This window comes from Streptomyces sp. NPDC038213 (assembly GCF_055600495.1).
Map to the genome: position 1 here is coordinate 362,760 of NZ_JBVJYM010000004.1, position 20,246 is coordinate 383,005.

At 75.5% G+C, this 20,246-nt stretch carries 19 protein-coding genes; 10 read left to right on the top strand and 9 right to left on the bottom strand.

Annotated features, from left to right (window positions below):
• The first annotated feature begins 9 nt into the window (after nucleotides 1–9).
• Entirely contained in the window at nucleotides 10–384 is a 375-nt protein-coding gene (locus ACZ7JZ_RS08850) for a hypothetical protein (protein WP_470934958.1), read from the top strand.
• A gap of 72 nt (nucleotides 385–456) precedes the next feature.
• Here ACZ7JZ_RS08850 and ACZ7JZ_RS08855 read toward each other — a convergent pair whose 3' ends face one another.
• Nucleotides 457–2,157: a sigma-70 family RNA polymerase sigma factor gene (locus tag ACZ7JZ_RS08855; protein WP_470934961.1), complete on the bottom strand. Its 1,701-nt coding sequence runs from the start codon at nucleotides 2,155–2,157 to the stop codon at nucleotides 457–459.
• Nucleotides 2,158–2,397: 240 nt separating this feature from the next.
• Here ACZ7JZ_RS08855 and ACZ7JZ_RS08860 point away from each other — a divergent pair, with 240 nt between their 5' ends.
• Nucleotides 2,398–2,634 carry a DUF6158 family protein gene (locus ACZ7JZ_RS08860; protein WP_470934964.1) on the top strand — a complete coding sequence of 79 codons (237 nt, stop codon included), beginning with the start codon at nucleotides 2,398–2,400 and terminating at the stop codon, nucleotides 2,632–2,634.
• Nucleotides 2,635–2,757: 123 nt separating this feature from the next.
• On the opposite strand, the gene ACZ7JZ_RS08865 is transcribed toward ACZ7JZ_RS08860, so the two are convergent.
• Entirely contained in the window at nucleotides 2,758–3,126 is a 369-nt protein-coding gene (locus ACZ7JZ_RS08865) for a hypothetical protein (RefSeq protein WP_470934967.1), read from the bottom strand.
• Between the two features lie 139 nt (nucleotides 3,127–3,265).
• Here ACZ7JZ_RS08865 and ACZ7JZ_RS08870 point away from each other — a divergent pair, with 139 nt between their 5' ends.
• Nucleotides 3,266–4,765, top strand: a complete 1,500-nt coding sequence (locus ACZ7JZ_RS08870; protein ID WP_470934970.1) for an MFS transporter — start codon at nucleotides 3,266–3,268, stop codon at nucleotides 4,763–4,765.
• A 133-nt stretch (nucleotides 4,766–4,898) separates the two neighbouring features.
• Here the strand turns inward: ACZ7JZ_RS08870 and ACZ7JZ_RS08875 are convergent, their stop codons facing one another.
• On the bottom strand, nucleotides 4,899–6,713 hold the full coding sequence (locus ACZ7JZ_RS08875) for a S8 family peptidase (protein ID WP_470934973.1): 1,815 nt from the start codon (nucleotides 6,711–6,713) through the stop codon (nucleotides 4,899–4,901).
• 297 nt (nucleotides 6,714–7,010) lie between these two features.
• Here ACZ7JZ_RS08875 and ACZ7JZ_RS08880 point away from each other — a divergent pair, with 297 nt between their 5' ends.
• Nucleotides 7,011–7,649 carry a hypothetical protein gene (locus tag ACZ7JZ_RS08880; RefSeq protein ID WP_470934976.1) on the top strand — a complete coding sequence of 213 codons (639 nt, stop codon included), beginning with the start codon at nucleotides 7,011–7,013 and terminating at the stop codon, nucleotides 7,647–7,649.
• 42 nt (nucleotides 7,650–7,691) lie between these two features.
• Here the strand turns inward: ACZ7JZ_RS08880 and ACZ7JZ_RS08885 are convergent, their stop codons facing one another.
• The 4 genes from ACZ7JZ_RS08885 to ACZ7JZ_RS08900 all read right to left on the bottom strand — a co-directional run bounded on the left by ACZ7JZ_RS08885 (nucleotide 7,692) and on the right by ACZ7JZ_RS08900 (nucleotide 10,785).
• Entirely contained in the window at nucleotides 7,692–8,264 is a 573-nt protein-coding gene (locus tag ACZ7JZ_RS08885; protein ID WP_470934979.1) for a hypothetical protein, read from the bottom strand.
• Complete coding sequence (locus tag ACZ7JZ_RS08890; RefSeq protein WP_470934982.1) at nucleotides 8,261–9,439, bottom strand: MAB_1171c family putative transporter; 1,179 nt, start codon at nucleotides 9,437–9,439, stop codon at nucleotides 8,261–8,263. Before ACZ7JZ_RS08890 ends, ACZ7JZ_RS08885 begins: the two co-directional genes overlap by 4 nt.
• Nucleotides 9,436–10,083 carry a hypothetical protein gene (locus ACZ7JZ_RS08895; RefSeq protein WP_470934985.1) on the bottom strand — a complete coding sequence of 216 codons (648 nt, stop codon included), beginning with the start codon at nucleotides 10,081–10,083 and terminating at the stop codon, nucleotides 9,436–9,438. Before ACZ7JZ_RS08895 ends, ACZ7JZ_RS08890 begins: the two co-directional genes overlap by 4 nt.
• A gap of 189 nt (nucleotides 10,084–10,272) precedes the next feature.
• Entirely contained in the window at nucleotides 10,273–10,785 is a 513-nt protein-coding gene (locus ACZ7JZ_RS08900; RefSeq protein ID WP_470934988.1) for a helix-turn-helix domain-containing protein, read from the bottom strand.
• 349 nt (nucleotides 10,786–11,134) lie between these two features.
• On the opposite strand from ACZ7JZ_RS08900, the gene ACZ7JZ_RS08905 reads away from it, so the two are divergent.
• Nucleotides 11,135–12,112 (top strand): threo-3-hydroxy-L-aspartate ammonia-lyase, encoded by a 978-nt coding sequence (locus ACZ7JZ_RS08905; protein ID WP_470934991.1) that lies wholly within the window; start codon nucleotides 11,135–11,137, stop codon nucleotides 12,110–12,112.
• Between the two features lie 70 nt (nucleotides 12,113–12,182).
• Nucleotides 12,183–13,538: a cytochrome P450 gene (locus tag ACZ7JZ_RS08910; protein WP_470934994.1), complete on the top strand. Its 1,356-nt coding sequence runs from the start codon at nucleotides 12,183–12,185 to the stop codon at nucleotides 13,536–13,538.
• 484 nt (nucleotides 13,539–14,022) lie between these two features.
• Here the strand turns inward: ACZ7JZ_RS08910 and ACZ7JZ_RS08915 are convergent, their stop codons facing one another.
• Complete coding sequence (locus ACZ7JZ_RS08915) at nucleotides 14,023–14,583, bottom strand: hypothetical protein (protein WP_470934997.1); 561 nt, start codon at nucleotides 14,581–14,583, stop codon at nucleotides 14,023–14,025.
• Between the two features lie 413 nt (nucleotides 14,584–14,996).
• On the opposite strand from ACZ7JZ_RS08915, the gene ACZ7JZ_RS08920 reads away from it, so the two are divergent.
• A complete protein-coding gene (locus tag ACZ7JZ_RS08920; RefSeq protein WP_470935000.1) occupies nucleotides 14,997–15,917 on the top strand; it encodes an ATP-dependent DNA ligase in 921 nt (306 codons plus the stop codon).
• 3 nt (nucleotides 15,918–15,920) lie between these two features.
• On the opposite strand, the gene ACZ7JZ_RS08925 is transcribed toward ACZ7JZ_RS08920, so the two are convergent.
• Entirely contained in the window at nucleotides 15,921–17,351 is a 1,431-nt protein-coding gene (locus tag ACZ7JZ_RS08925; protein WP_470935003.1) for a cation:dicarboxylate symporter family transporter, read from the bottom strand.
• Between the two features lie 180 nt (nucleotides 17,352–17,531).
• On the opposite strand from ACZ7JZ_RS08925, the gene ACZ7JZ_RS08930 reads away from it, so the two are divergent.
• The 3 genes from ACZ7JZ_RS08930 to ACZ7JZ_RS08940 all read left to right on the top strand — a co-directional run bounded on the left by ACZ7JZ_RS08930 (nucleotide 17,532) and on the right by ACZ7JZ_RS08940 (nucleotide 20,229).
• Nucleotides 17,532–19,160: a sensor histidine kinase gene (locus ACZ7JZ_RS08930; RefSeq protein ID WP_470935259.1), complete on the top strand. Its 1,629-nt coding sequence runs from the start codon at nucleotides 17,532–17,534 to the stop codon at nucleotides 19,158–19,160.
• Nucleotides 19,157–19,861, top strand: coding sequence for a response regulator (locus ACZ7JZ_RS08935; RefSeq protein WP_470935006.1), 705 nt, complete (start codon nucleotides 19,157–19,159; stop codon nucleotides 19,859–19,861). The genes ACZ7JZ_RS08930 and ACZ7JZ_RS08935 overlap by 4 nt, the downstream gene beginning before the upstream one ends.
• 104 nt (nucleotides 19,862–19,965) lie before the next feature.
• The gene (locus tag ACZ7JZ_RS08940; protein WP_470935008.1) at nucleotides 19,966–20,229 is read left to right on the top strand and encodes a DUF6296 family protein; all 264 of its coding nucleotides are present in this window, start codon (nucleotides 19,966–19,968) and stop codon (nucleotides 20,227–20,229) included.
• The last annotated feature ends 17 nt before the right edge of the window (nucleotides 20,230–20,246 follow it).

Consider the following 20,246-nt stretch of genomic DNA (forward strand, 5'->3'; position numbering starts at 1 on the left):
GCCCTGAACATGGCGAACACCGAGACCGCCCTCAAGGAAGCGATGTCCACGATCGACGGCACCATCGGTGCCGCCCTGGTCGACTACAGCAGCGGCATGGCCCTCGGCATGGTCGGCGGCGGCAAGGAGCTCGACCTCAACCTCGCCGCCGCGGGCAACACCGACGTGGTCCGCGCCAAGGTCCGCACCATGGAGATGCTCAAGCTCAACGAGGAGATCGAGGACATCCTCATCACACTGGGCAGTCAGTACCATCTGATCCGCCTGCTCAAGAGCCGGGGGAACAACGGCCTGTTCCTCTACCTCGCCCTCGACAAGACCCGCGCCAACCTGGCCATGGCCCGCCACCAGCTGCGCGCCATCGAGGCCACGCTGGAGGTCTGAGTCCCCGGCGGCCCCGGACCCCGGCCCCGTACCCCCGTCGGGGTCCGGGGCCGGGGTCCGGGGCTATCCCGGTCAGCGGGCGCCGAACACCTGCGTCCACCAGGGCCCGCCCGAACCGGTCTCGATGCCGATCCCGATCTCCTTGAAGGAGCAGTTGAGGATGTTGGCGCGGTGCCCGGAGCTGTTCATCCACGAGTCCATCACCTGCGCCGCGGACCGCTGGCCCGCCGCGATGTTCTCGCCGTACGTCGACCAGCGGTAGCCCGCCTGCGTGATCCGCTCGCCGGGGCCCTCCCCGTCCGGGTTCGTGTGGTCGAAGTAGTCCCGTGACGCCATGTCCTGCGAATGCCCCTGCGCCGCCGCGGCCAGCTGCGCGTTCGAGGTCAGCGGGGCGCAGCCGGCCTTCGCCCGCTCCCCGTTCACCAGCGAGACCACCTGCCCCGCGGTCCCGGAGGCGCCGCCGCTGCTGCCGCCACCCGGACGCGGGGCGGGGGTCGTCGGACGCGCCGTCGTCGGCTTCGGCCGGGGCTTCGGCGGGGCGGTCGTCGGCTTCCCCGTCGTCGCCGAGGGACTCGGGGTCGGCGAAGCGGAGGGGCTCGCCGCAGCGGACGGCGAGGCGGACGCCGAAGCGGAAGCGGAGGGCGAGGGCGCCCCGGTCGACGGGGACAGCACCGCCACCGGCTCCGCGGGGGCCGCCAGCGGTCGCACCGCCGGCGGCTCCTCCGGCCCGCCGAAGAGGTAGTACGCCCCGCCGGAGACCGCCACCACGGCCACCGCACCCGCGGCGGCCACCCGACGCCGGCCGCTCCTGCGCGCCAGCTTCCGGCGGGCCCCGCGGCCCCCGCCCGCCGCGGACTCCACGAGCCCTGCGCCACCGCTGCCGGACCCGTACGCGGAACCCTGCCCGTAAGCCGGTACGGAACCCCCGCCCAGCGGCGCGGCGGAGCCTGCCGGGGCCATGGACCCCGCCACCGCCCCGCGGGTCGCCGCCAGCAGTCCGGCCGCGGGCGCCAGCAGCGCCAGACCGGCCAGCAGCCCCTCCGCCGGGTAGAGCCCGCTCCACAGGCCCGAGCAGTGGACGCACTCGCGGGCGTGCCGGGCTATCCGCTTGCGCCACAGCGCGCTCGGCCGCCCGTCCCAGGCGCCCAGCCCGCCGCGCAGCTGCTCGCACGGCGGGTTCGCCTGCAGGGCGCGCACGACGACCCGCGCGGACTCCAGCTGCGCCTTCATCCGCTGCACCCGCACCGCGGCGTGCTGCGGGGACAGCTCCAGGGCGGCGGCCACCTCGCCCCGGGTCAGCTCCCCGGCGCACTCCAGCCACCACAGCGACAGCAGGGCCCGGTCGTCGGGCTCCAGCCAGCGGGTGGCCTCGGCCGTTTCCAGGCGCTGGCCGGACAGGTTCAGGCGGACGACGGTCAGGTCGACGAAGTCGGCGCCCGGGTCGGCGAGCTCGCTCGCGTAGTCGAGGCCGCCCAGGCCCAGCCCGGCCGAGGCCTGGCGGGCCTGGCGGTCCTCCCAGTGGGCCCGGACCCGGTTCATGGCGATGGCCACGAGCCAGGAGCGGAAGCTTTCGGGGGAGCGCAGCCCGGCCAGCCCGTCGAGGGCCCGCAGCATCGTGTCCTGCACGACGTCGTCCGTGTCGCAGTGCCCGTTGAGCGCCCGGCCGACCACGTTGTAGACCAGCGGGAGGTAGGCGGAAACCAGCTCGTCCTGCGCCCGCTGGTCGCCGGCCTGCGCGGCCAGCACGAGCGCCGTGCCCTGCTCTGTACCCATGTTCCGATCAACCCTGCCTGTCCCGGACGACGATGTTGCCCAACACCTGGGAGACCCGGGTGCACCCGCCGGATAACAGGAAACGCCGAAAGTACCCCGGATTTTTTCGGTGGATCCGGTGCTTCCCGTTCCGCGCATCGCACACGCTAGCGGCACACGGGTGTTCGCCGGATGGCCCCGGCGGATCCGGGCAGCGAGACTTGTCACAGGCCGGACCGGATATTCCGGGAGGAGTCACTCATGCCTGCCCATCACGAAGGCGTTCCGCCGGGAGAACTCGCGGAGGACCGGCTCCTCAAGGAGCTCGAGGCCATCCACCGCACGCGCCACGAAACCCTGCTCCACGGCTCCGACGATGCCCTCGCCACGCACGGCCGCCGGATGGCCGCCCTGGAGGAGGAGTACCTGCGCAGGCACCCCGCCCGGGCCCCCGCCTCCGGGCGCACCCGCGACGGGGCCCGCTCCCGGGCTGTCTGACCGGGGCTGGCTGACCGGGGCGTCCGCCTCAGGCGCCGTCTGACCGGGGCGTCGGATCCTGGGCGTCCGGTCCGGGGGTACGGCCTGCCCGCCGTGCCCCCCGAGCCCGCCGTACGCGTCGCCTCAGTCGGCCGGCGGGGCCTCCGGGAGGGCCGCCAGCACCTCCGCCACGTCCAGCGGCATCACCGCGATCTCCAGCGGACCCGCCTCCGACCGGCACACCACGATCCGCGAGCCCGGGTTGATGGCGAGGCCCTCACGGGTGGTCGGCACCCTGACCTGCGTACGGACCAGCCCGGGCGGCAGCTCCAGCGGGCCCCCGCGGGCGCTCGCCGGGGCGAAGGAGGGCGCGGGCCCCGAGACCAGCAGCTCGCCGGCCCGCCAGCGGCGGTCCGTACCGGGCCTCCTCACCATGCACGGCACCCCCGGCGGCCGCGCCGCCGCCAGCCGCTCCTGCCGGGCCAGCATCTTGCGGCGCAGGTATTCCATCACCGGGCCATTCAAGCAGCCCGCCGCCCCGGGCCCGCTCCGTGCCCCCTGCACCTGCTCTCGAACCCCGCTCCACCACCCCCTGGGACTCTGCCGGGGTCCATTGACGACCCGTGCAGACGAGCCGAAAGGGGAGGCCGGGATGTCCGCGCACCTCGTTGAAGCAGCAACCGCCGGGACACAGGCCCCGGCGCCGCCTCCGGCCCCGGAAGCCGCCGCCCCGCCCGCCCGTACCGGCGCCGCCCGGCGCCCGGCCCGCCCGGGGCTCGCCCTGGCCGTGATCGCCGGCACGAACGCCATGATCCAGCTCGACGACGCCGTCGTGAACATCGCGCTGCCGGGGATGCGCGAGTCCCTCGGCCTCTCCGCGGTCGGCGCCTCCTGGGTCCTCAACGCCTACCTGCTCGCCTTCGGAGGCCTGCTCCTGCTCGGCGGCCGCGCCGGGGACATCCTCGGCCGCCGCCGGGTCTTCCTGGCCGGAGTCGGCCTCTTCACCCTCGCGGCGGCCCTGCGCGGCCTGGCCACCGGTACGGAGTTCCTGGTCGCGGTCCGCGTGCTCCAGGGCATCGGCGCCGCCCTGGCCGCTCCCAGCGGCCTCGCCCTGCTGCTGAGCACCTTCGGGGAGGGCGCGGCGCGGGCGCGCGCCATCGCCGTGTGCACGGCCGCCGGCGCCGCCAGCACCGCGGGCGGACTGCTCCTCGCGGGCGCCCTCACCTCGCTCAGCTCCTGGCGTTGGGAGCTGTACCTGAACGTGCCGATCGGCCTGGCGGTCCTGGTCCTGGCCCCCCGGGCGATCTCCGAGACCCGCCGCAACCCCGGCCGCTTCGACCTGGCCGGCGCCCTGCTGTCCGCGCTCGGCGCCACCGCCCTCGTGTACGGGCTGGCGCGCGGGGCCGAGCACGGGATCACCGACGCGGCGGCGCTGTCCTGCGCCGGTGCGGGCGTCCTGCTCTTCGTCCTGTTCGCGGCCGTGGAGCGGCGGGCCGAGCAGCCCATCGTGCTGCCCCGGCTGTTCCGGGACCGCGACCGCGTCCTCGCCTACGCCGGCACCCTGGCCGTACCCGGCTCGATCATGGGCGCGTACTTCTTCCTCAACCAGTACTTCCAGCAGCTCGCCGGGTACGGGCCGCTGAGCGCCGCCGTCGCGCTCACCCCGCTGCCCGCCACCATGGCCGCGATGGCCGGGGCCGCCGGCCGCGTCGAGCGGCTGGTCGGGCCGCGGCTGCTGATGGCCTCCGGCGCCGGGCTGCTCGTCCTCGGCAACCTGTGGCTGTCCCTGCTGACGGCCTCCGCCGGGTACGCCGCCGGGGTGCTGCCCGCACTGGTGCTGCTGGGCGCGGGCATGGCCTTCTGCGTGATCCCGCCGACCGTCCTGGCCACCTCCGGGCTGCGCAGCGGGGAGGCGGGCGCGGCCGCCAGCGTGCTGAACGCCGTCCAGACCCTCGGCGGCTCGCTCGGCCTGGCCGCGCTGGTGACCGTGGCCGTCCGGGCCGGGGCCGGCGGGGGCTCCGGCCCGGACGGTGCGGGCTCCGGGGCGGAGGCCTTCCTGTCCACCAGCTCCGCCGGGTTCCTGGCCGCCGCGGTCAGCGCGGGCCTGGCCCTGACGGCGGCGCTGCTCATCCGGCGGCGGACCGCGGTCTGACACGGACGCGCCCCCCCCCGGCGGCGGCCCGGGGGCGTGAAAGGGCGCCGCCCCGGTGTCCGTCCTCGCGGACGGGCACCGGGGCGGCGCTGTGGGGGGTGGGGATGGAGGCCTCAGGCGGCGCCGGGAACCGTCAGAAGGTCAGGTTCCAGGCGTCGATCTTGCCGGTGTCCTGGTTGGCGATGTCCTGGACGCGGAGCTTCCAGGTGCCGTTCGCCAGCTCGGAGGAGGCGTTGACCGTGTACGTCTTGATGACGTTGTCGGCGCTGTCGCTGTTGTTGAAGTCCTCCAGCAGGTACACCGTGCCGTCGGGGGCGACCAGGGAGACCACCAGGTCGCCGCGGTAGGTGTGCTTGATGTCCACGCCGACCTTGAGGGTGGCGGGGGCGTTGCCGGTGACACCGGAGACGGTCAGCGGGCTGTCCACGGTGGCGCGGTCCACGATGGCCGTGTCAGCGGTGGTCTCGAAGAACTTGCCGGGGGGCGGGGTCGAGCCGCCGACGGCCTTCAGGGCGTCGGTCTGGCCCTCGCCGAAGAAGCCGTTCTTCGCCGTGGTGCCGGTGCAGCGGCTGTCGGACGGGCAGGAGGTGTCGTTCGCCTGCACGCCGAGCCGGTCGCGGATCTCGGCCGGGGTGAGCGCCGGGTTCACGCTGGCGATCAGCGCGGCCACGCCCGCGACGTGCGGGGAGGCCATCGAGGTGCCGTTCATGTTGCCGTACTTGCCGCCCGGCAGGGTGGAGTAGACGCCCGAGGCGCCGTCGCCGCCGGGGGCCGCGATGTCGATGACCCCGTTGCCGAAGTTCGAGTACGAGGCCTTGACGTTGCCGTTGCCCATGGCGGCCACCGTCACCACGCCCGGGAGCTCGGTGGGGATGTCGATGCAGGCGTTGGTGATGTTGCGGGTGACCGGGGTGGAGTCGTTGGGGGACTCGCTGTCCGTGGTCTTGTTCGCCAGGTCGTAGTTGCTGTTGCCGGCGGCGGCGACCTGGAGGGAGCCCTTGTTCTCGGCGTACTTCTGGGCCCGGCCCACGCCCTCGATGATGGCGGCCTGGTCCACGTTGTCCGGGCAGTTGAACTGCCACGGGTCCGTGTAGTAGCTGTTGTTGGTGACCTTGAAGCCGTGGTCGCCGGCCCACATGAACCCGCAGATGGTGTTCTCCGCGAAGAACAGGCTGCTGCCCGGCTCGGCGATGCGGACCGAGGAGATCTTCACGCCGGGGGCGACACCGATGACGCCCTTGCCGTTCTTGGCGGCGGCGACGGTGCCCGCGACGTGGGTGCCGTGGGTGCCGACGTCGCGCCACGCGCCGGTGCGGGTGTCCGCCTTGCCGTAGGCGCAGGAGGCCGAGTCGGCGGCGTTGAAGTTCGGGGCGATGTCCTGGTGCTGGTCGTCCACGCCCGTGTCCAGGATGCCGACCTTGACCGAGGCGGAGCCGGTGGTCACGGCCCAGGCCTGGTCGGCCTTGATCTGGGTCATGTCCCAGCGGTTGGACTCGTTGAGCGTGGTGGTGCTCTGCGCGGGGTTCGCGGGCAGCGCCGGGTTGTAGGCGTCGGCCGGGACGTCGGAGGTGCGGGTGGCCCCGACCTGCTGCACCCCGGAGACCCCGCGCATCGTGGCGGCGAAGCCGGCGGAGGACGAGTGGGCGACGATCACGCCGATCGCGTCGTAGGACGCGTAGACGGAACCGCCGTTGTTCGCGACGGCGGTGCGCACCGCGGTGGTGTCACCGGGGGCGGTGATGACCAGGTACGCGCGGGTCCCGGCGGCCCAGGCGCCGGCCGCGGCCGGAGCGGCGGCGCGGGCGGTCTGCGCGGCCGGGGCCGCCTGCGGGCCGACCGGGTCGGTGCCCGCGAAGGCGGCGGGGGCCGACGACAGGGCGAGGGCGGCACCCAGGGCGGTGGCGGCCGCGGCAGTGGTTCGAAGCCGACTGAATATGTGGGGTATCAATGCGTCCTCCGAAAGTCCGGCGGCGCCGCGGGGCGCTGCCGGACCGTGTGAATAAAGGGGTGAACGCAAGATGTCAGAAGGGTGCCGGGGCAGGGAAGCAGGGAAAACCCTTGCAGTGCAGGTCACTTGGGCGGAAGAAATCCTTCCGTAACACCCGGGCGGACCGGGCCCCCGCGGGGCGGTGTCCGGGCCGGGCAACAGCGTGATCGCGGCTCGGTGACAAACGGGATCCGGCCGTTCTCCGCAGGGATCCCGCCACGCTACGGTGGCGCGGACTTCCCACGGAGGAGACGGAAAATGGCTCACAGACGGTCGCTGGCCGCCCTGGTCCTGTGCGGCGCCCTCGCGCTGACCGCGTGCAACGGCGACGGGGACGGCGCCCCCGCCGCGGACGCCGCCGGACCCGCGGGCTCCGCCTCCGCCGCGGCCCCGGCCGAGCCCGGCGGCGGGGGATCCGCGGCCCCCTCGGACGCGCCTGCGGGCAGCACCGCGCCCGCCCCCGGGCCCAGCGCCGCCCCCTCGGCGAAGACCACGGTGAAGCCCGTACCCAAGCCGCCCGCCAAGGGCACCCCCGCGCCCGACCCCACCTGCGACCACAAGATGCCCATCTCCCCGGACGAGATCGCCGTCCACCGCTCCACCGAGGCCGGCGGGGTGCTCGGACTCGTCGTCCAGCACGGCAACTGGGGCTGCGGCACGCCCGACTCGGACGGCGCCCCCTTCGAACCCGTGGGCGTGAAGACGGTCATCCCCCTCAACCAGGCCGCGCACATCACCGTCACCACCCCGATCGTCGAGAGCACCGAGAACCAGGAGATCGGCGTACAGGAGTTCCTGGACTGGCTGGCGGCCCACCCGGACCAGGGGCTGGTCTTCCGCTACGGACTGGGTGCGGACGGTGCCATCGACAGCCTCCACGAGGTGTTCACCCCCTGAGGCGGGCCGCAGCCCCGGAGCCGGACCGCCCCGTGAGGCCGGTCAGCGCAGCCCGCTGAACACGAATCCGGCGATCCCCGCGCCGAGCACCGCCCCCGCGCACACCTGCGCCACCGTGTGGTCCCGGAGCACCACCCGGGACCAGCCCGTCAGGACGAGCAGGGGGACGCACACCAGGGCCCACGGGCCGCAGGACAGGGCGGCCACCATGACCGCCCCGGCCGGGACCGCCGTATGGAAGGAGATCTTCCATACGGTGGTGATCCCGAGGAACACCACCAGGGCCACCAGCATCGCCGCGATCAGCGCGACCAGTTCGAGGGGGCCGCCGAGCAGGAGCAGCAGCGAGATCCCCGCCGCCACGCACAGCAGGATCCCCGGCAGCACCAGCAGCCGGTCCTCGCGGCGGCCCACGTGCCGCCCGCCCCACCAGCCGCGCCGCCGCCCCCAGCCGATCCACAGCACGGGCAGCACCGCGCAGAAGAAGCCCGCGGCCAGCCCCCAGCCCACCCCGGCCAGCCGGCCGGACTCCCAGCCGACGAGCAGCACCACGGCGAGCAGCCAGTTCTTGGGCTCCAGCCAGTCGGTGATGCGCCGGGCCGCCGCGGGGGTCACGGGGTCCCCGCCCCGGCCGCGCAGCGGTCCGCGAACTCCCGCGCGGCCGCCGAGCGGTACACCGCGGCCAGCCGCCGCAGCCGGGCCACCTCGGCCCCGAAGTCCAGGGCGTCGGAGCCCCCGGCCGTCGGCGCCTCGCCCGGGGCCGGCGCCTCCCCGCGCGCCCGCGCCGCCACGGCGGCCCGCAGCCACAGGGCCTCGGCCGCGGCCTCCCAGGCGGCGGGGTCCGCGGCCGGGTCCGCGGCGGCGGCCGCCGCCGCCGCGCCCTCGCGCACCGCGGGACCGGCGTACGGCGCCAGCACCAGGGCCGCGTCCCGGATCTCGATGACCGCCCGGTGCAGCCGGATCCGCGGACCGCGCAGGCCGCGCGCACCCAGCACGATGTCCGGCACCGCCGCGGTCAGCGCGGCCCACAGCGGCCGGATGGCGCGCAGCGAGCGCCAGTCGCGCACCGACTGCACGAGCGCGCCCAGCGGGGCCAGGGAGTTGCCGACGATGATCAGGAAGATGGAGGCGTACTCGATCGCGTCGGCGGTGGCCTGCACGGTCGGCTCGGCCAGCGGGAAGGGCGCCTCCAGCAGCCGCGCCGACAGGTGCGCGGCCCGGAAGAGGCTGTAGACCGTCCCGATGGCCAGGCCCGCGCCCAGCACCTGGAGCCCCGTGCGCAGGAAGCTGCGCGCCGACTTGCGCCCGTAGCCCAGGCAGAGCCAGGAGCCGACGGCGGTGGCGAGGGCGAGGTAGAGGACGAAGGTCAGGCCGTAACCGGTGGCGGCCGCCGAATCGGCGTGGTCCTCGTAGAAGTTGTCCACCCGCACGGGCCGCGGCACCTGGAAGAACAGCACGCACAGCAGCGCCGAGGCGGCGGCCGCGCCGGCGGCGTTGAGCCGGCGGGAGCGGCGCAGCAGGTCGGGGCGGGCCATGGCGGTGACCAGGTCGAGGACCGCGGCGCAGGCCCCGACGCCGACCACGTTCTTGAGGAGCACGCAGAAGTCGTTGATCCCGGCCGCGGTGTCGATGGCCAGGGCGATCGGCGGGATGGCGATGGTCGTGGCCACGGCCAGCCCGGTGAACGCCAGCCAGGTCGCGCGCTGCCGGGGGCGGCGGACCGCGGCCGGCAGCCGCCACACGGCGACGATCCAGAGCAGGACGGCGGTGAATATCTTGAAGGAGTTCATTCGTTCCGAACCGGGTGCCCGAAGGTGTCGTTGAGGCGGTGGAGCACGTCGGCGGCGTCGTCGGACGTGGCCTCGATCTCGCGGGGCCTGCTGGCCCGTTCCAGGATGAGCGTGGCGACCGTCTCGGCCTCCTGCTCCTCCCGGCTGGAGTACTTGGTGCGGCCGAGCAGGTGCACGATCCGGTCGGCGGACAGGCCCAGGGCCGCGTCCGCGGGCCGGGCCGCGGAGGCGGCCGCGCGGATCCGCGCGGACTCGGCGCGGACGATCGCCGCAACGGGCAGGCCGGGCCGGTCGGCGGTGTCGAGGGCGCCGTCGGCGCGGGACAGGAGCCGGCCGAAGTGCGCTGCTGCCGCGTCGAGTTCCTCCTGGGAGGCGTCCTCGGCGAGGTCGAGCTCCGGGGCCACGTGGTCGAGCAGCATGTGGGCGATCTCGTGCAGGACGATGTGCACGCGCAGGATGTCGGGGGCCGTCGCGTCGTAGAAGACGAGGTCGGCGGTGTCGAGCCCGAGCCAGATCCCGCAGGGCAGGTCCTCGCTGCCCGGCCCGTCGAGGGGCAGCAGGACCAGGGGGCGGCCGCGCCGTTCGGCGATCAGGCCGCAGAAGGACCCGAGGTCGAACGGCTGAGGTATCTCCAGGCCGTTCACGAGGGCGGTGCACGCCCTGCGCCGGCGTCCCCACCGCCACATACCCGCTGTGCCCCGTCCGTCCGGCGAGCGGCGGGGATGTCCTCCGCCGCGCAGGCCAGGGTTGCCCGGCGCCGCGAGCACACCCTAGTGCCCCGCGGCCGCGGGGTGGCGGCGAGGGGGTGCGCAGGGGAGCGTCCGGGGTCCGGCTCAGGCGGGGCCGCCGCCCCGCCGGCGGCCGCGGGGGCCGATCTCCGGGAGCCCCTCGGCCTGCCGGAAGCCCTCGACGATGCCCTTGATGCCGCGCAGCGAGCGGGCCGACAGGCCGCTGAGCCGGAAGGCCACCGCCCGGACCTCGCGGTCCTCCAGGGCCCGGGCGAGCTCGTCCCCGGCCGCCGCGCGGTCCACACCCTCCTTGATCTCCCGGATGCGCTGGTCCACGGCCGCGGTGACGGTGTCGTCGAGGAAGTAGCCGACGGGCACGCCGAAGAAGCCGGCCAGGGCCCGCAGGGAGTCGACGCTCGGGTTGGTGACCTTGCCGGTCCGGATGGACTGGATCGTCCCGTGCGAGACGGTCGGATCGCCCTCGCCCGCCCGCTGCCGGATCAGGTCCGCGATCTCCTGGTACGTGTACGGGCCCCGGTCCTCCGGGTGCAGCGTGTCGATCAGGTGGCCCAGCTTGCGGGCGATGTCGGGCCGGTCGCCGGGAGGTCGCTCGGTCATCGCGGGGTGCCCTCCTCCGTACGCCGGTCGTGCCCGGCGGAACGCCGTGCGCGAGCAATCTACTCGACTAGACGGAAACGGCCACAGCCGGGGGTGGAGCAAGGGCGGTCACGGGGGAAACGGGCTTGACAACGCTTCAGGGTGCTGGCGTAAGTTTCAGGAGTCCATCTAGTTGACTAGATGGATCTTGCGGCTGCCGGCCCCGCCGGCGGCCCGGCGCGTGATGTGTCTCGGCGCCCACGGGGGTGGCGCCCAGACACATCACCACCGGCTCTGCCGGGCACCCCGCGCGGGTCCCTGCTGGTACGTTCCCCCCATCCGGGACCACCCGCAGAGAGGGCCGCGCACCGTGACCGACGCCCCGCCGCACCTGCCCTCCTACGACGACGTGCTCGCCGCCGCCGGCCGCCTCGCGGGCGCCGCCCACCGCACGCCCGTCCTGCGCTCCCGCCTGATCGACGAACAGCTCGGCCTCCAGGTGCTGTTCAAATGCGAAAACCTCCAGCGCGCGGGCGCCTTCAAGTTCCGCGGCGCCTACAACGCCCTCAGCCGGCTCACCCCCGCACAGCGCGCGGCCGGCGTCGTCGCGTACTCCTCCGGGAACCACGCCCAGGCGGTGGCCCTGTCCGCCCGGCTGCTCGGCATCCCCGCCACCATTGTGATGCCGCACGACGCGCCCGCCGCCAAGGTCCGGGCCACCCGCGGCTACGGCGGACAGGTGGTCGTCTACGACCGCTTCACCGAGGACCGCGAGGCCGTCGGGCGCAGGCTCGCCGAGGAGCGCGGCCTCGCGCTGATCCCCCCGTACGACCACCCCGACGTCATCGCCGGACAGGGCACGGCCGCCCTGGAGCTCTTCCAGGACGAGGGCCCCCTCGACGCCCTCTTCGTCCCCCTCGGCGGCGGCGGGCTCCTCTCCGGCACCGCCCTGGCCGCGGGGGCGCTGGCGCCCGGCTGCCGGCTGTACGGGGTCGAACCCGAAGCCGGCAACGACGCCCAGCGCTCCCTGCGCGAAGGCCGCATCGTCCACATCGACACCCCGCACACCCTCGCCGACGGGGCCCAGACCCAGCACCTCGGGAAGCTGACCTTCGCGGTCCTGCACCGCGAGCGGCCCGAGGTGGTCACCGCATCGGACCCCGAACTCGTCGAGGCCATGCGGACGTTCGCGACCTACCTCAAACTCGTGGTCGAGCCCACCGGCTGTCTGGGGCTGGCCGCCCTGCGCGCCCACGCCCCGGACCTGCGCGGCCGCCGCGTCGGCGTCCTCGTCAGCGGGGGTAACATCGACCTCGACCGCTACGCCCAACTCCTCGCCCCCACCTGACAACTGACGGTCCGTTTTCCGCCGCGGCGGCGCCCTGGCGGATGCCCGGCGCCGATGGGACGATGCCGCCGTGACCTCGACCTTGGACGCCGCGACCGCCGCCGGACCGGGCGGCTGGCCCCTGCTCGGCAACCTCCCCGCCTTCGCCCGCGACCCCCTCTCCTTCTTCGAGCTGCTCCGCGACCGGCACGGCGACCGGGCCCCCTGGGCCCTCGGCCCGCGCCGCGCCCTGCTGCTCTCCCGCCCCGAAGACGTCGCCGAACTCCTCGCCGGGGTCGAGCACACCTTCGGGCACATGGAACTCGGCTGGGCCTTTCACCAGTTGCTCGGCGACGGTGTGGCGGTCAGCACCGGCGCCGACTGGCGGCGCAAGCGCACCCTCGTCCAGCCCGCCGTCCGCCCCCGCCAGGTCAAGGCCTACGCCGCCACCATGGTCGAATGCGCCGACGCGCTGGCCTCCCGCTGGCTGGACGGCGCCCGGATCGACGTCCAGAAGGAGATGGCCGCACTCACCCAGCGGATAGCCGTGCGCACCCTCTTCGGCGCCGAGGCCGCGGGCCGCGAGGAGGTCATCGGCAGGGCCATGGCCGTGGCCCAGCGCGAACTCGGCGCCGAGATGCGCGGGGTCACCCTCTTCCTGCCGTCCTGGCTGCCCACCCCCGGACGGCGCCGCATGCGCGCGGCGGTGTCCTGCATCGACGAGGAGATCGCCCGCGTCATCGCCGGACACCGGGCCGCCGCCGCGGCCGGCGAGGAGCGCGACGACCTCCTCTCGCGGCTGCTCGCCGCCCGCGACGAGCACGGCGCGCCGCTCACCGAACGCGAACTGCGCGACGAGTCCGTCACCTTGTACGTCGGCGGGCACGAGACCACCTCCACCGCCCTGCTGTGGACCTGGCAGCTCCTGTCCCTCAACCCCGCGGCGCGCGACCGGCTGGAGGAGGAGCTCGACACGGTCCTCGGCGGGCGGCTCCCCGCGTACGAGGACTACGCGCGCCTGCCGTGGACCCGGCAGGTGGTCAAGGAGGCCCTGCGCCTGTACCCGCCGATCTGGCTGATCAGCGCCGTGGCCGGGGCGGGGGCGAGCCTGGGCGGGCGGCCGGTGCCGGAGGGCACCGCGGTGTGGTGCAGCCAGTGGTCCATGCACCGGGACCCGCGGTGGTTCGAGGAGCCGCTGGAGTTCCGGCCCGAGCGGTGGTCCGAGGACGCGCCCCTCAAGGCGACCGAGGAGGCCTGGATCCCCTTCGGCGGCGGGCCGCGCGCCTGCCTCGGAGCCCGGTTCGCCCTCGTGGAGTCGGCCCTGCTGCTCGCCGTGCTGGCTCAGCGGCACCGGGTGGACACGGGCCCGGAGATCGCCCGCCCGTACACGGGCCTCACCCTCCAGCCCTCCACCCCGGTCCTGGCCACCCTCCACACCCGCCCCTAGCCGCCCGCCCGTACCCGGGTGCCGCCCAGAAGCAGGGGCTCCGCCCCCACACCCCTGCGCCTCAAACTCCCCCAGACTTCGTCCGGGGGGACCCCCTGGCGGGGCTGGGGATTCGCCCCACGGGCCGGCGAGGCCGGGTGCGGCCGGGGGGCCCGGCCCCGGGTGGCCGGGTGGCTCCGGGGCTCCGCCCCGGACCCCGATTCCGTGCGCTGCGCGCACGGTGCGCTCAAACTCCCCCAGACTCCGTCCGGGGGGACCCCCTGCGCGGGCTGGATTTGGCCGCGCCTGGGCCGGATAAGTGCAGCCGCACTGTCCAACCGGGCACCAGCCAAATCCAGCCCCGCCGGCGTTTGAGGCGACCTTCCAGCCCCGCCGGCCTTTGAGGCGCGGGGGCTGGGGCGGAGCCCCGGTTCGGGAAGGGGCGGGGTGGGGAAGGAGCCCCGCGCAGCGGGCCCGGGGCGGCAGGGCGGGCGCCCTGCCGGAGTCAGTGGCGGGCGCTGCGCCGACGCAGGGCGACGTACGTGAGGGCGCCCATCACGGCGACCGCCCCCACCGCACCCCCGGTCAACGCCAACGCCCCCGCATCCCCGGCCCCGACGGCCGCCCGCCCCCGCGCACACCGCCCCGGCACCCCCGCCCGGTCGGCCCGCACCGTCACCCGCCCCTCCACCGGCTTCCCGCCGCGCTCGACCGGGTCCCGGAACGACACCGGATAGCTGCCGGGCTTCGCATCGCACCGCACCCGCGCCTTCGCCTGCCAGACGGGCCCGCCCGCCTTTCCGGGCCCACCGCCCGCCGCGGCCCCCTCCGCCGGCCGCAACCGCACCTCCCGTTCGAACGCCGGCGAGGTGACGGCTACCCGCCCGGCCGCCCCGGCCTGCGGGAGGAGGCCCGCCCCGACGGCGTGCAGGGTGACCCGCTCACCGCGCTGCACCGCGCCGGGGGAGACCTCCAGCCCTCCACCGCCGGCGTCCGCCGGAGCCGCCGCGCACAGGATCAGGACCGGGGCGGCCAGGCCCGCGCAGCAGCGGCGTATCCGTGACATGGCGTGGGGCCCTCCGCTTCGTACGGACAGCGCCGACCACGCTCCCCCGAGTCCGTGATCTTAACCGGGCCCGGTACGACCGCCCCCGCGCCCGGCGTCCGGCGTCCGGGGGTCCGCGCATCAGAGCGTCCGGACATCCAGGCGTCCGGCCCGGAGACCCCCGCAGTCCGCCTCCCGCGCCCGGCGCCCTCGGCCCGGCGCCCCGCGCCCTCCGCTCGGCGCCCCGCGCCCGGACATCCGGCCGGTGACCCCCGCGCCCCGCGCCCTCGGCCCCGCGCCCCGCGCCCTCGGCCCCGCGCCCGGCGCCCTCCGCCCGGCGCCCCGCGCCCCGCGCACGACCGCCCCCCGCCCCCCCTCCGCCCGGTGGAGCAGTCGGCGTGCGCCCCGGTGGTGGGGGAGCGCAGGGTGGGGGTGTGGAATTTCCTGTGGCCGCCGCCACCGCCGAGGACACGGACGCCCTGCCCGAGGGCCCGCAGTGGTGGTTCGAGCCGGTCTTCGACGGGCAGCGGGCCCTGCTCCACCGCGTCCCGACCGGCACCCGGATCCACCGCCGCGGGGGCGCCGAGACCACCGCCGCCTGGAGCGACCTCGCCCACGCCGGCCGCCGCCTGCGCCCCGGTACCGTGCTCGACGGCGCCGCCGTCGTCTGGCGCGACGGCTGCCTCGACCCGGCCGCCGCCCTGGCCCGCGCCGCCGCCCCGCCCGCGGCCGCCGCCGCCCTGGCCCGCGAACGGCCCGCCTCCTACGCCGCCTTCGACCTCCTGGCCCACCCCGTGCACGGGGACGTCCGCGCCCTGCCGTACACCGAGCGCCGCGGGCTCCTGCTGGAGGTGCTGGAGCTGATCGGCCCGCCCCTCCAGCCCGTCCCCGCCACCGACGATCCCGAGACGGCCCTGATCTGGTACGCGTCCCTGCGCGACCAGGGCGTCGAGGCCGTCGCCGCCAAGCACGGCGGAGCCCCGTACGGGAGGCCCGGCGGCTGGCTGGCCATGCGCCACGCGGACCGCGCCGACCTGCCCGTGGTCGGCTACACGGGCGCCGCCGTCCGCCCCAAGCGGCTGGTCGTACGCCTGCCCGACGGCCGCCGCCGGGCCTGCCTGCCGCTGAGCGCCGAACTGGCCGCGCAGGCAGCCGCGTTCCTGACGGCGGCCGGACCGGGCCGGCGCGCGCGCACCGAGGACGGCGAGCCGTACGCCACCTGCGCCGCCGGGCTCACCGCTCGGGCCGTGACCGGCCCGGCACGGCATGCCGTCATCACCGTCACAGCCGTCACAGCCGTCACCGCTGGCGGTACCGGGACCGGTACCGCCAGCGGCGGTGACAGCAGCGGCTGAGGGTCAGGCGGGCACGTTGTCCGGCACACCGCCCTTGGCCGCCGCGGGCCGCGCGTCCGGCAGCCCGGCCCCGGCCCCGGATCCGGCGTCGGACGCGGCCCCGCCGCCGTCCCCGTGCCCGTCCTCGTCCTCGTCCAGCAGCGTGGTCTCGTCGAACGGCAGCCGGCCCGCCAGCACCTCGGCCGCCCGCTCCCGGTCGAACTCCTTGGTCCACGTCCCGACCAGCACCGTGGCCACCGCGTTCCCGGCGAAGTTCGTCAGGGCCCGCGCCTCGCTCATGAACCGGTCGATGCCCACGATCAGGCCCACGCCGTCCACCAGCTCCGGCCGGTGGGACTGGAGCCCGCCCGCCAGGGTGGCCAGGCCGGCGCCGGTGACCCCCGCCGCCCCCTTCGAGGCGATGACCATGAACAGCAGGAGCGAGACCTGTTCCCCGACCGACAGCGGGTCGCCCATCGCCTCGGCCACGAACAGCGAGGCCATCGTCAGGTAGATCGCCGTACCGTCCAGGTTGAAGGAGTACCCCGTCGGCACCGTGATGCCCGTGACCGGCTTCGAGACCCCCAGGTGCTCCATCTTCGCGATCAGCCGCGGCAGCGCCGACTCGGAGGAGGAGGTGGACAGGATCAGCAGGAACTCCCGGCCCAGGTACTTCAGCAGCGCGAAGACGCTGATGCCCGTGCACAGCCGCAGCAGGGCGCCCAGCACCACGAACACGAAGAGCGCGCAGGCCGTGTAGAAGCCGATCATGATCACGGCCAGCGACTTCAGCGCGTCGATGCCCGTGGCCCCGACCACCGCGGCGATGGCCCCGAAGGCGCCCACCGGAGCCGCCCACATGATCATGCCCAGCACCCGGAAGACCAGCTTCTGCACATGCCCGATGCCCCGCAGCACCGGCTCGCCCGACGCGCCCATGGCCTGCAGCGCGAACCCGCACAGCAGGGCCACCAGCAGGGTCTGGAGCACCTCGCCCGCGGTGAACGCCGACACCAGCGTGGTCGGCACGATGCCCAGCAGGAAGTCGGCCGTGGACTCCGCACCGCCCTTCGACGCCTGCTCCGCGCCCGCGCTGCGCACCGCCTCGGTCAGCTGCAGCCCGCTGCCCGGCTCCAGCAGGTTGCCGACCAGCAGGCCGATGGCGAGCGCGACCGTGGACATCACCAGGAAGTAGCCGAGGGCCAGCCCGCCCACCGCGCCGACCTTCGCCGCCTTGCGGACCGAGCCCACGCCCAGCACGATCGTGCAGAAGATCACCGGGGAGATCATCATCTTGATGAGGTTCACGAAGCCGGTGCCGAGGGGCTTCAGTTCGACCGCGACACCGGGGGCGGCGAAGCCGACGAGGATGCCGAGCACCACCGCGGCGATCACCGCGATGTAGAGGTAGTGGGTTCTGTCCCGGCCGGTCTTGCGTGCGGGCTGTGCGGACACGAGGGCTCCCTGAAGTGCGCGGAGGGGTTTCGGAAGACGGCTCCCGGAGGGGTCCCGAAGACTGTCCACCAGCCTGTGACCCCGGTCACCCTTGCGTTCATTGAGTTCACCGGCCGGTGCACACTGAACGCCATGTTCCGCATCCCCCGGCCGCGCAGCCTGGCCGGCCAGCTCTTCGCCATGCAGGCCGTGCTCGTCGCGGTCGTCGTCGCCGGGTGCGCGGTCTTCGCCTACGCCGCCGCCCGCGACCAGGCCGAAGAGGCCGCCCAGCGGCAGGCCGGGGCGGTCGCCCGCGCCGTCGCCGACTCGCCCTCGGTCCGCCAGGCCGTCCGCTCCGCAGGCGCCGGTACGGACCCCACGGCCGTGCTCCAGCCCTACGCGGAGCGGGTGCGGGCCGACGCCGGGGTGGACTTCGTGACGATCATGGATCCGGCCGGGGTGCGCTGGACCCATCCCGACCCGCGCCGCATCGGCGAGCGCTTCCTCGGCAACACCGCCCCCGCCCTGCGCGGCCGCACCTTCAGCGAGACGTACACCGGCACCCTCGGACCGTCCATCCGCGTGGTCACCCCCGTCACCGACGGCGGCCGGATCACCGCCCTGGTCAGCGCCGGGATCACCGTCGAAGCCGTCAGCGACCGGCTCGGCAGCCGGATAGCGGCGCTGGTCTGGGTCGCCGCCGCGGCCCTCGGACTCGGCGGACTGGGCACGTACGTGGTCAACGCCCGGCTGCGCCGGCACACCCACGGCATGAACGCCGCCGAACTGAGCCGGATGCACGACTACCACCAGGCCGCCCTGCACGCGGTCCGCGAGGGCCTGCTGATGCTCGACGGCCGCCGCCGGATCTCCCTGGTGAACGACGCGGGCCGCGAACTCCTCGGTATCGGCGGGGAGGTGCTCGGCCGCAGCCCCGCCGAGCTGGGCCTGCCCGCGCCACTGGCCGGGGCCCTCCTCGCCGACGGACCGCGCGTGGACGAGGTCCACCTCACCGCCGACCGGGTCCTGGTGGTGAACACCTCCCCGGTCGCGGGCGGCGGCCGCCGCGGCACCGTGGTCACCCTCCGCGACCACACCGAACTCCAGTCCCTGACCGGGGAGCTGGACCAGGAGCGCGGATTCACCCAGGCCCTGCGCTCCCAGGCGCACGAGGCGGCCAACCGCCTGCACACCGTGGTCTCCCTCGTCGAACTCGGCCGCACCGGCGAGGCCGTGGAGTTCGCGACGGCCGAACTGGAGCTGGCACAGGCCCTGACCGACCAGGTCGTCACCGCCGTGGACGAGCCGGTCCTCGCCGCCCTGCTCCTCGGCAAGGCCGCCCAGGCCCACGAGCGCGGGGTGGAGCTGGTCGTCACCCCGCAGAGCTCCCTGCCGGCCCTGCTGCCCGCCCGGGACCTGGTCACCGTGCTCGGCAACCTCATCGACAACGCTGTCGACGCCGTCACCGGCACCCCCGGCGCCACCGTCTCCGTCACCGCCCGCAGCACCGGCGCGGAACTCGTCCTCACCGTCGCGGACAACGGCCCCGGGCTCCCCGCCGGGGCGGACGTCTTCGCCCGCGGCTGGTCCGGCAAGGGGCCCGGCCGCGGGCTGGGCCTCGCCCTGGTCCGCCAGACCGCCCGGCGCCACGGCGGCAGCGTGGCCGCCTCCCAACCCCCGTGCGGCGGAACGCAGTTCACGGTCACCCTGCCCGTACCCCGGCCGGCCCCGGCGGACCGGCGTACGGATACGCCCCCGCACCCGGATACGCCCCCGCACCCGGACGGGCCCCCCGCCCCGCACCCCGCCGCACCGGAGCCGCGCCCGTGAGCCCCGGCCCGGCCCCCGGCCCCGTGCGCGTCCTCGTCGTCGAGGACGACCCCGTCGCCGCCGACGCCCACGCCCTCTACGTGGAGCGCGTACCGGGCTTCACCGCCGTCGGCACCGCCCACACCGTCGCGGACGCCCGCCGCATCCTGGAGCGGACCGGGGTCGATCTCCTGCTGCTCGACCTCTACCTGCCCGACGGGCACGGCCTGGGCCTGGCCCGCGCGCTGCGCGCGGCCGGCCGCCGGGTGGACGTGATCGCCGTGACCTCGGCCCGCGACCTGGCCGTCGTACGCGAGAGCGTCGCCCTGGGCGTGGTGCAGTACGTGCTCAAGCCCTTCGCCTTCCCCACCCTGCGCGACCGGCTGCTGCGCTACGCGGAGTTCCGGACGGCGGCGGGGGAGGCCGGCGGTCAGGACGATGTGGACCGGGCCCTCGCCGCCCTGCGCTCCCCGGGCCCCGCCGCCCTCCCCAAGGGGCTCAGCGCCCCCACCCTCGACCGGGTCGCGGGCATCCTGCGCGCGGCCCCCGAGGGGGTCACGGCCGCAGCCGCCGCCGAGGCGGCCGGGATCTCCCGGATCACCGCCCGCCGCTACCTGGAGCACCTCGTGGAGGCCGACCGGGCGGTGCGCACCCCCCGCTACGGCCAGGTGGGCCGCCCCGAGCTGCACTACCGCTGGGTGCCGGACGCGTCCTTCGGGTGATCTGCGCGGGTCCGCGGCACGGGCTGCGGCCCCCGGGCCCGTACGGCCCCACCATGGGTGGACGCGCCGGACGGCGCGCATCAGGGCCCGCACCTGGAGGACGGATGGCGATGCCGGAGCGGTTCGAGCTGGTCTTCCCCGACGGACCGGCCGCGCCGGGGGGCGGCGCGGACACGGTGGTGGTCGGCCGCACCGCGGCGAAGGGCCCGGGCGGCCACCCGGTGTACGCGGACCCCACCGGGATCGTCCGGGCCGAGATCAGCGACCGCGGGGAGGTGCGGATCCTGGCCTCGGGAGGCCACCAGGACCCCGCCAGGCGGGTCCTGGCCCGCCCCCTCCCGGACCCGGACCCGGGGGAGCCGGCCTGAACCCGCCCGGCCGGGCG

Coding starts and splice junctions, on each gene's coding strand:
- ACZ7JZ_RS08860 (WP_470934964.1), top strand. CDS start 2,398: ATGCCTGCCCATCACGAAGGCGTTCCGCCGGGAGAACTCGCGGAGGAC.
- ACZ7JZ_RS08930 (WP_470935259.1), top strand. CDS start 17,532: ATGCAGGCCGTGCTCGTCGCGGTCGTCGTCGCCGGGTGCGCGGTCTTC.
- ACZ7JZ_RS08900 (WP_470934988.1), bottom strand. CDS start 10,785: ATGACCGAGCGACCTCCCGGCGACCGGCCCGACATCGCCCGCAAGCTG.
- ACZ7JZ_RS08880 (WP_470934976.1), top strand. CDS start 7,011: ATGGCTCACAGACGGTCGCTGGCCGCCCTGGTCCTGTGCGGCGCCCTC.
- ACZ7JZ_RS08870 (WP_470934970.1), top strand. CDS start 3,266: ATGTCCGCGCACCTCGTTGAAGCAGCAACCGCCGGGACACAGGCCCCG.
- ACZ7JZ_RS08855 (WP_470934961.1), bottom strand. CDS start 2,157: ATGGGTACAGAGCAGGGCACGGCGCTCGTGCTGGCCGCGCAGGCCGGC.
- ACZ7JZ_RS08890 (WP_470934982.1), bottom strand. CDS start 9,439: ATGAACTCCTTCAAGATATTCACCGCCGTCCTGCTCTGGATCGTCGCC.
- ACZ7JZ_RS08940 (WP_470935008.1), top strand. CDS start 19,966: ATGGCGATGCCGGAGCGGTTCGAGCTGGTCTTCCCCGACGGACCGGCC.
- ACZ7JZ_RS08850 (WP_470934958.1), top strand. CDS start 10: ATGGCGAACACCGAGACCGCCCTCAAGGAAGCGATGTCCACGATCGAC.
- ACZ7JZ_RS08915 (WP_470934997.1), bottom strand. CDS start 14,583: ATGTCACGGATACGCCGCTGCTGCGCGGGCCTGGCCGCCCCGGTCCTG.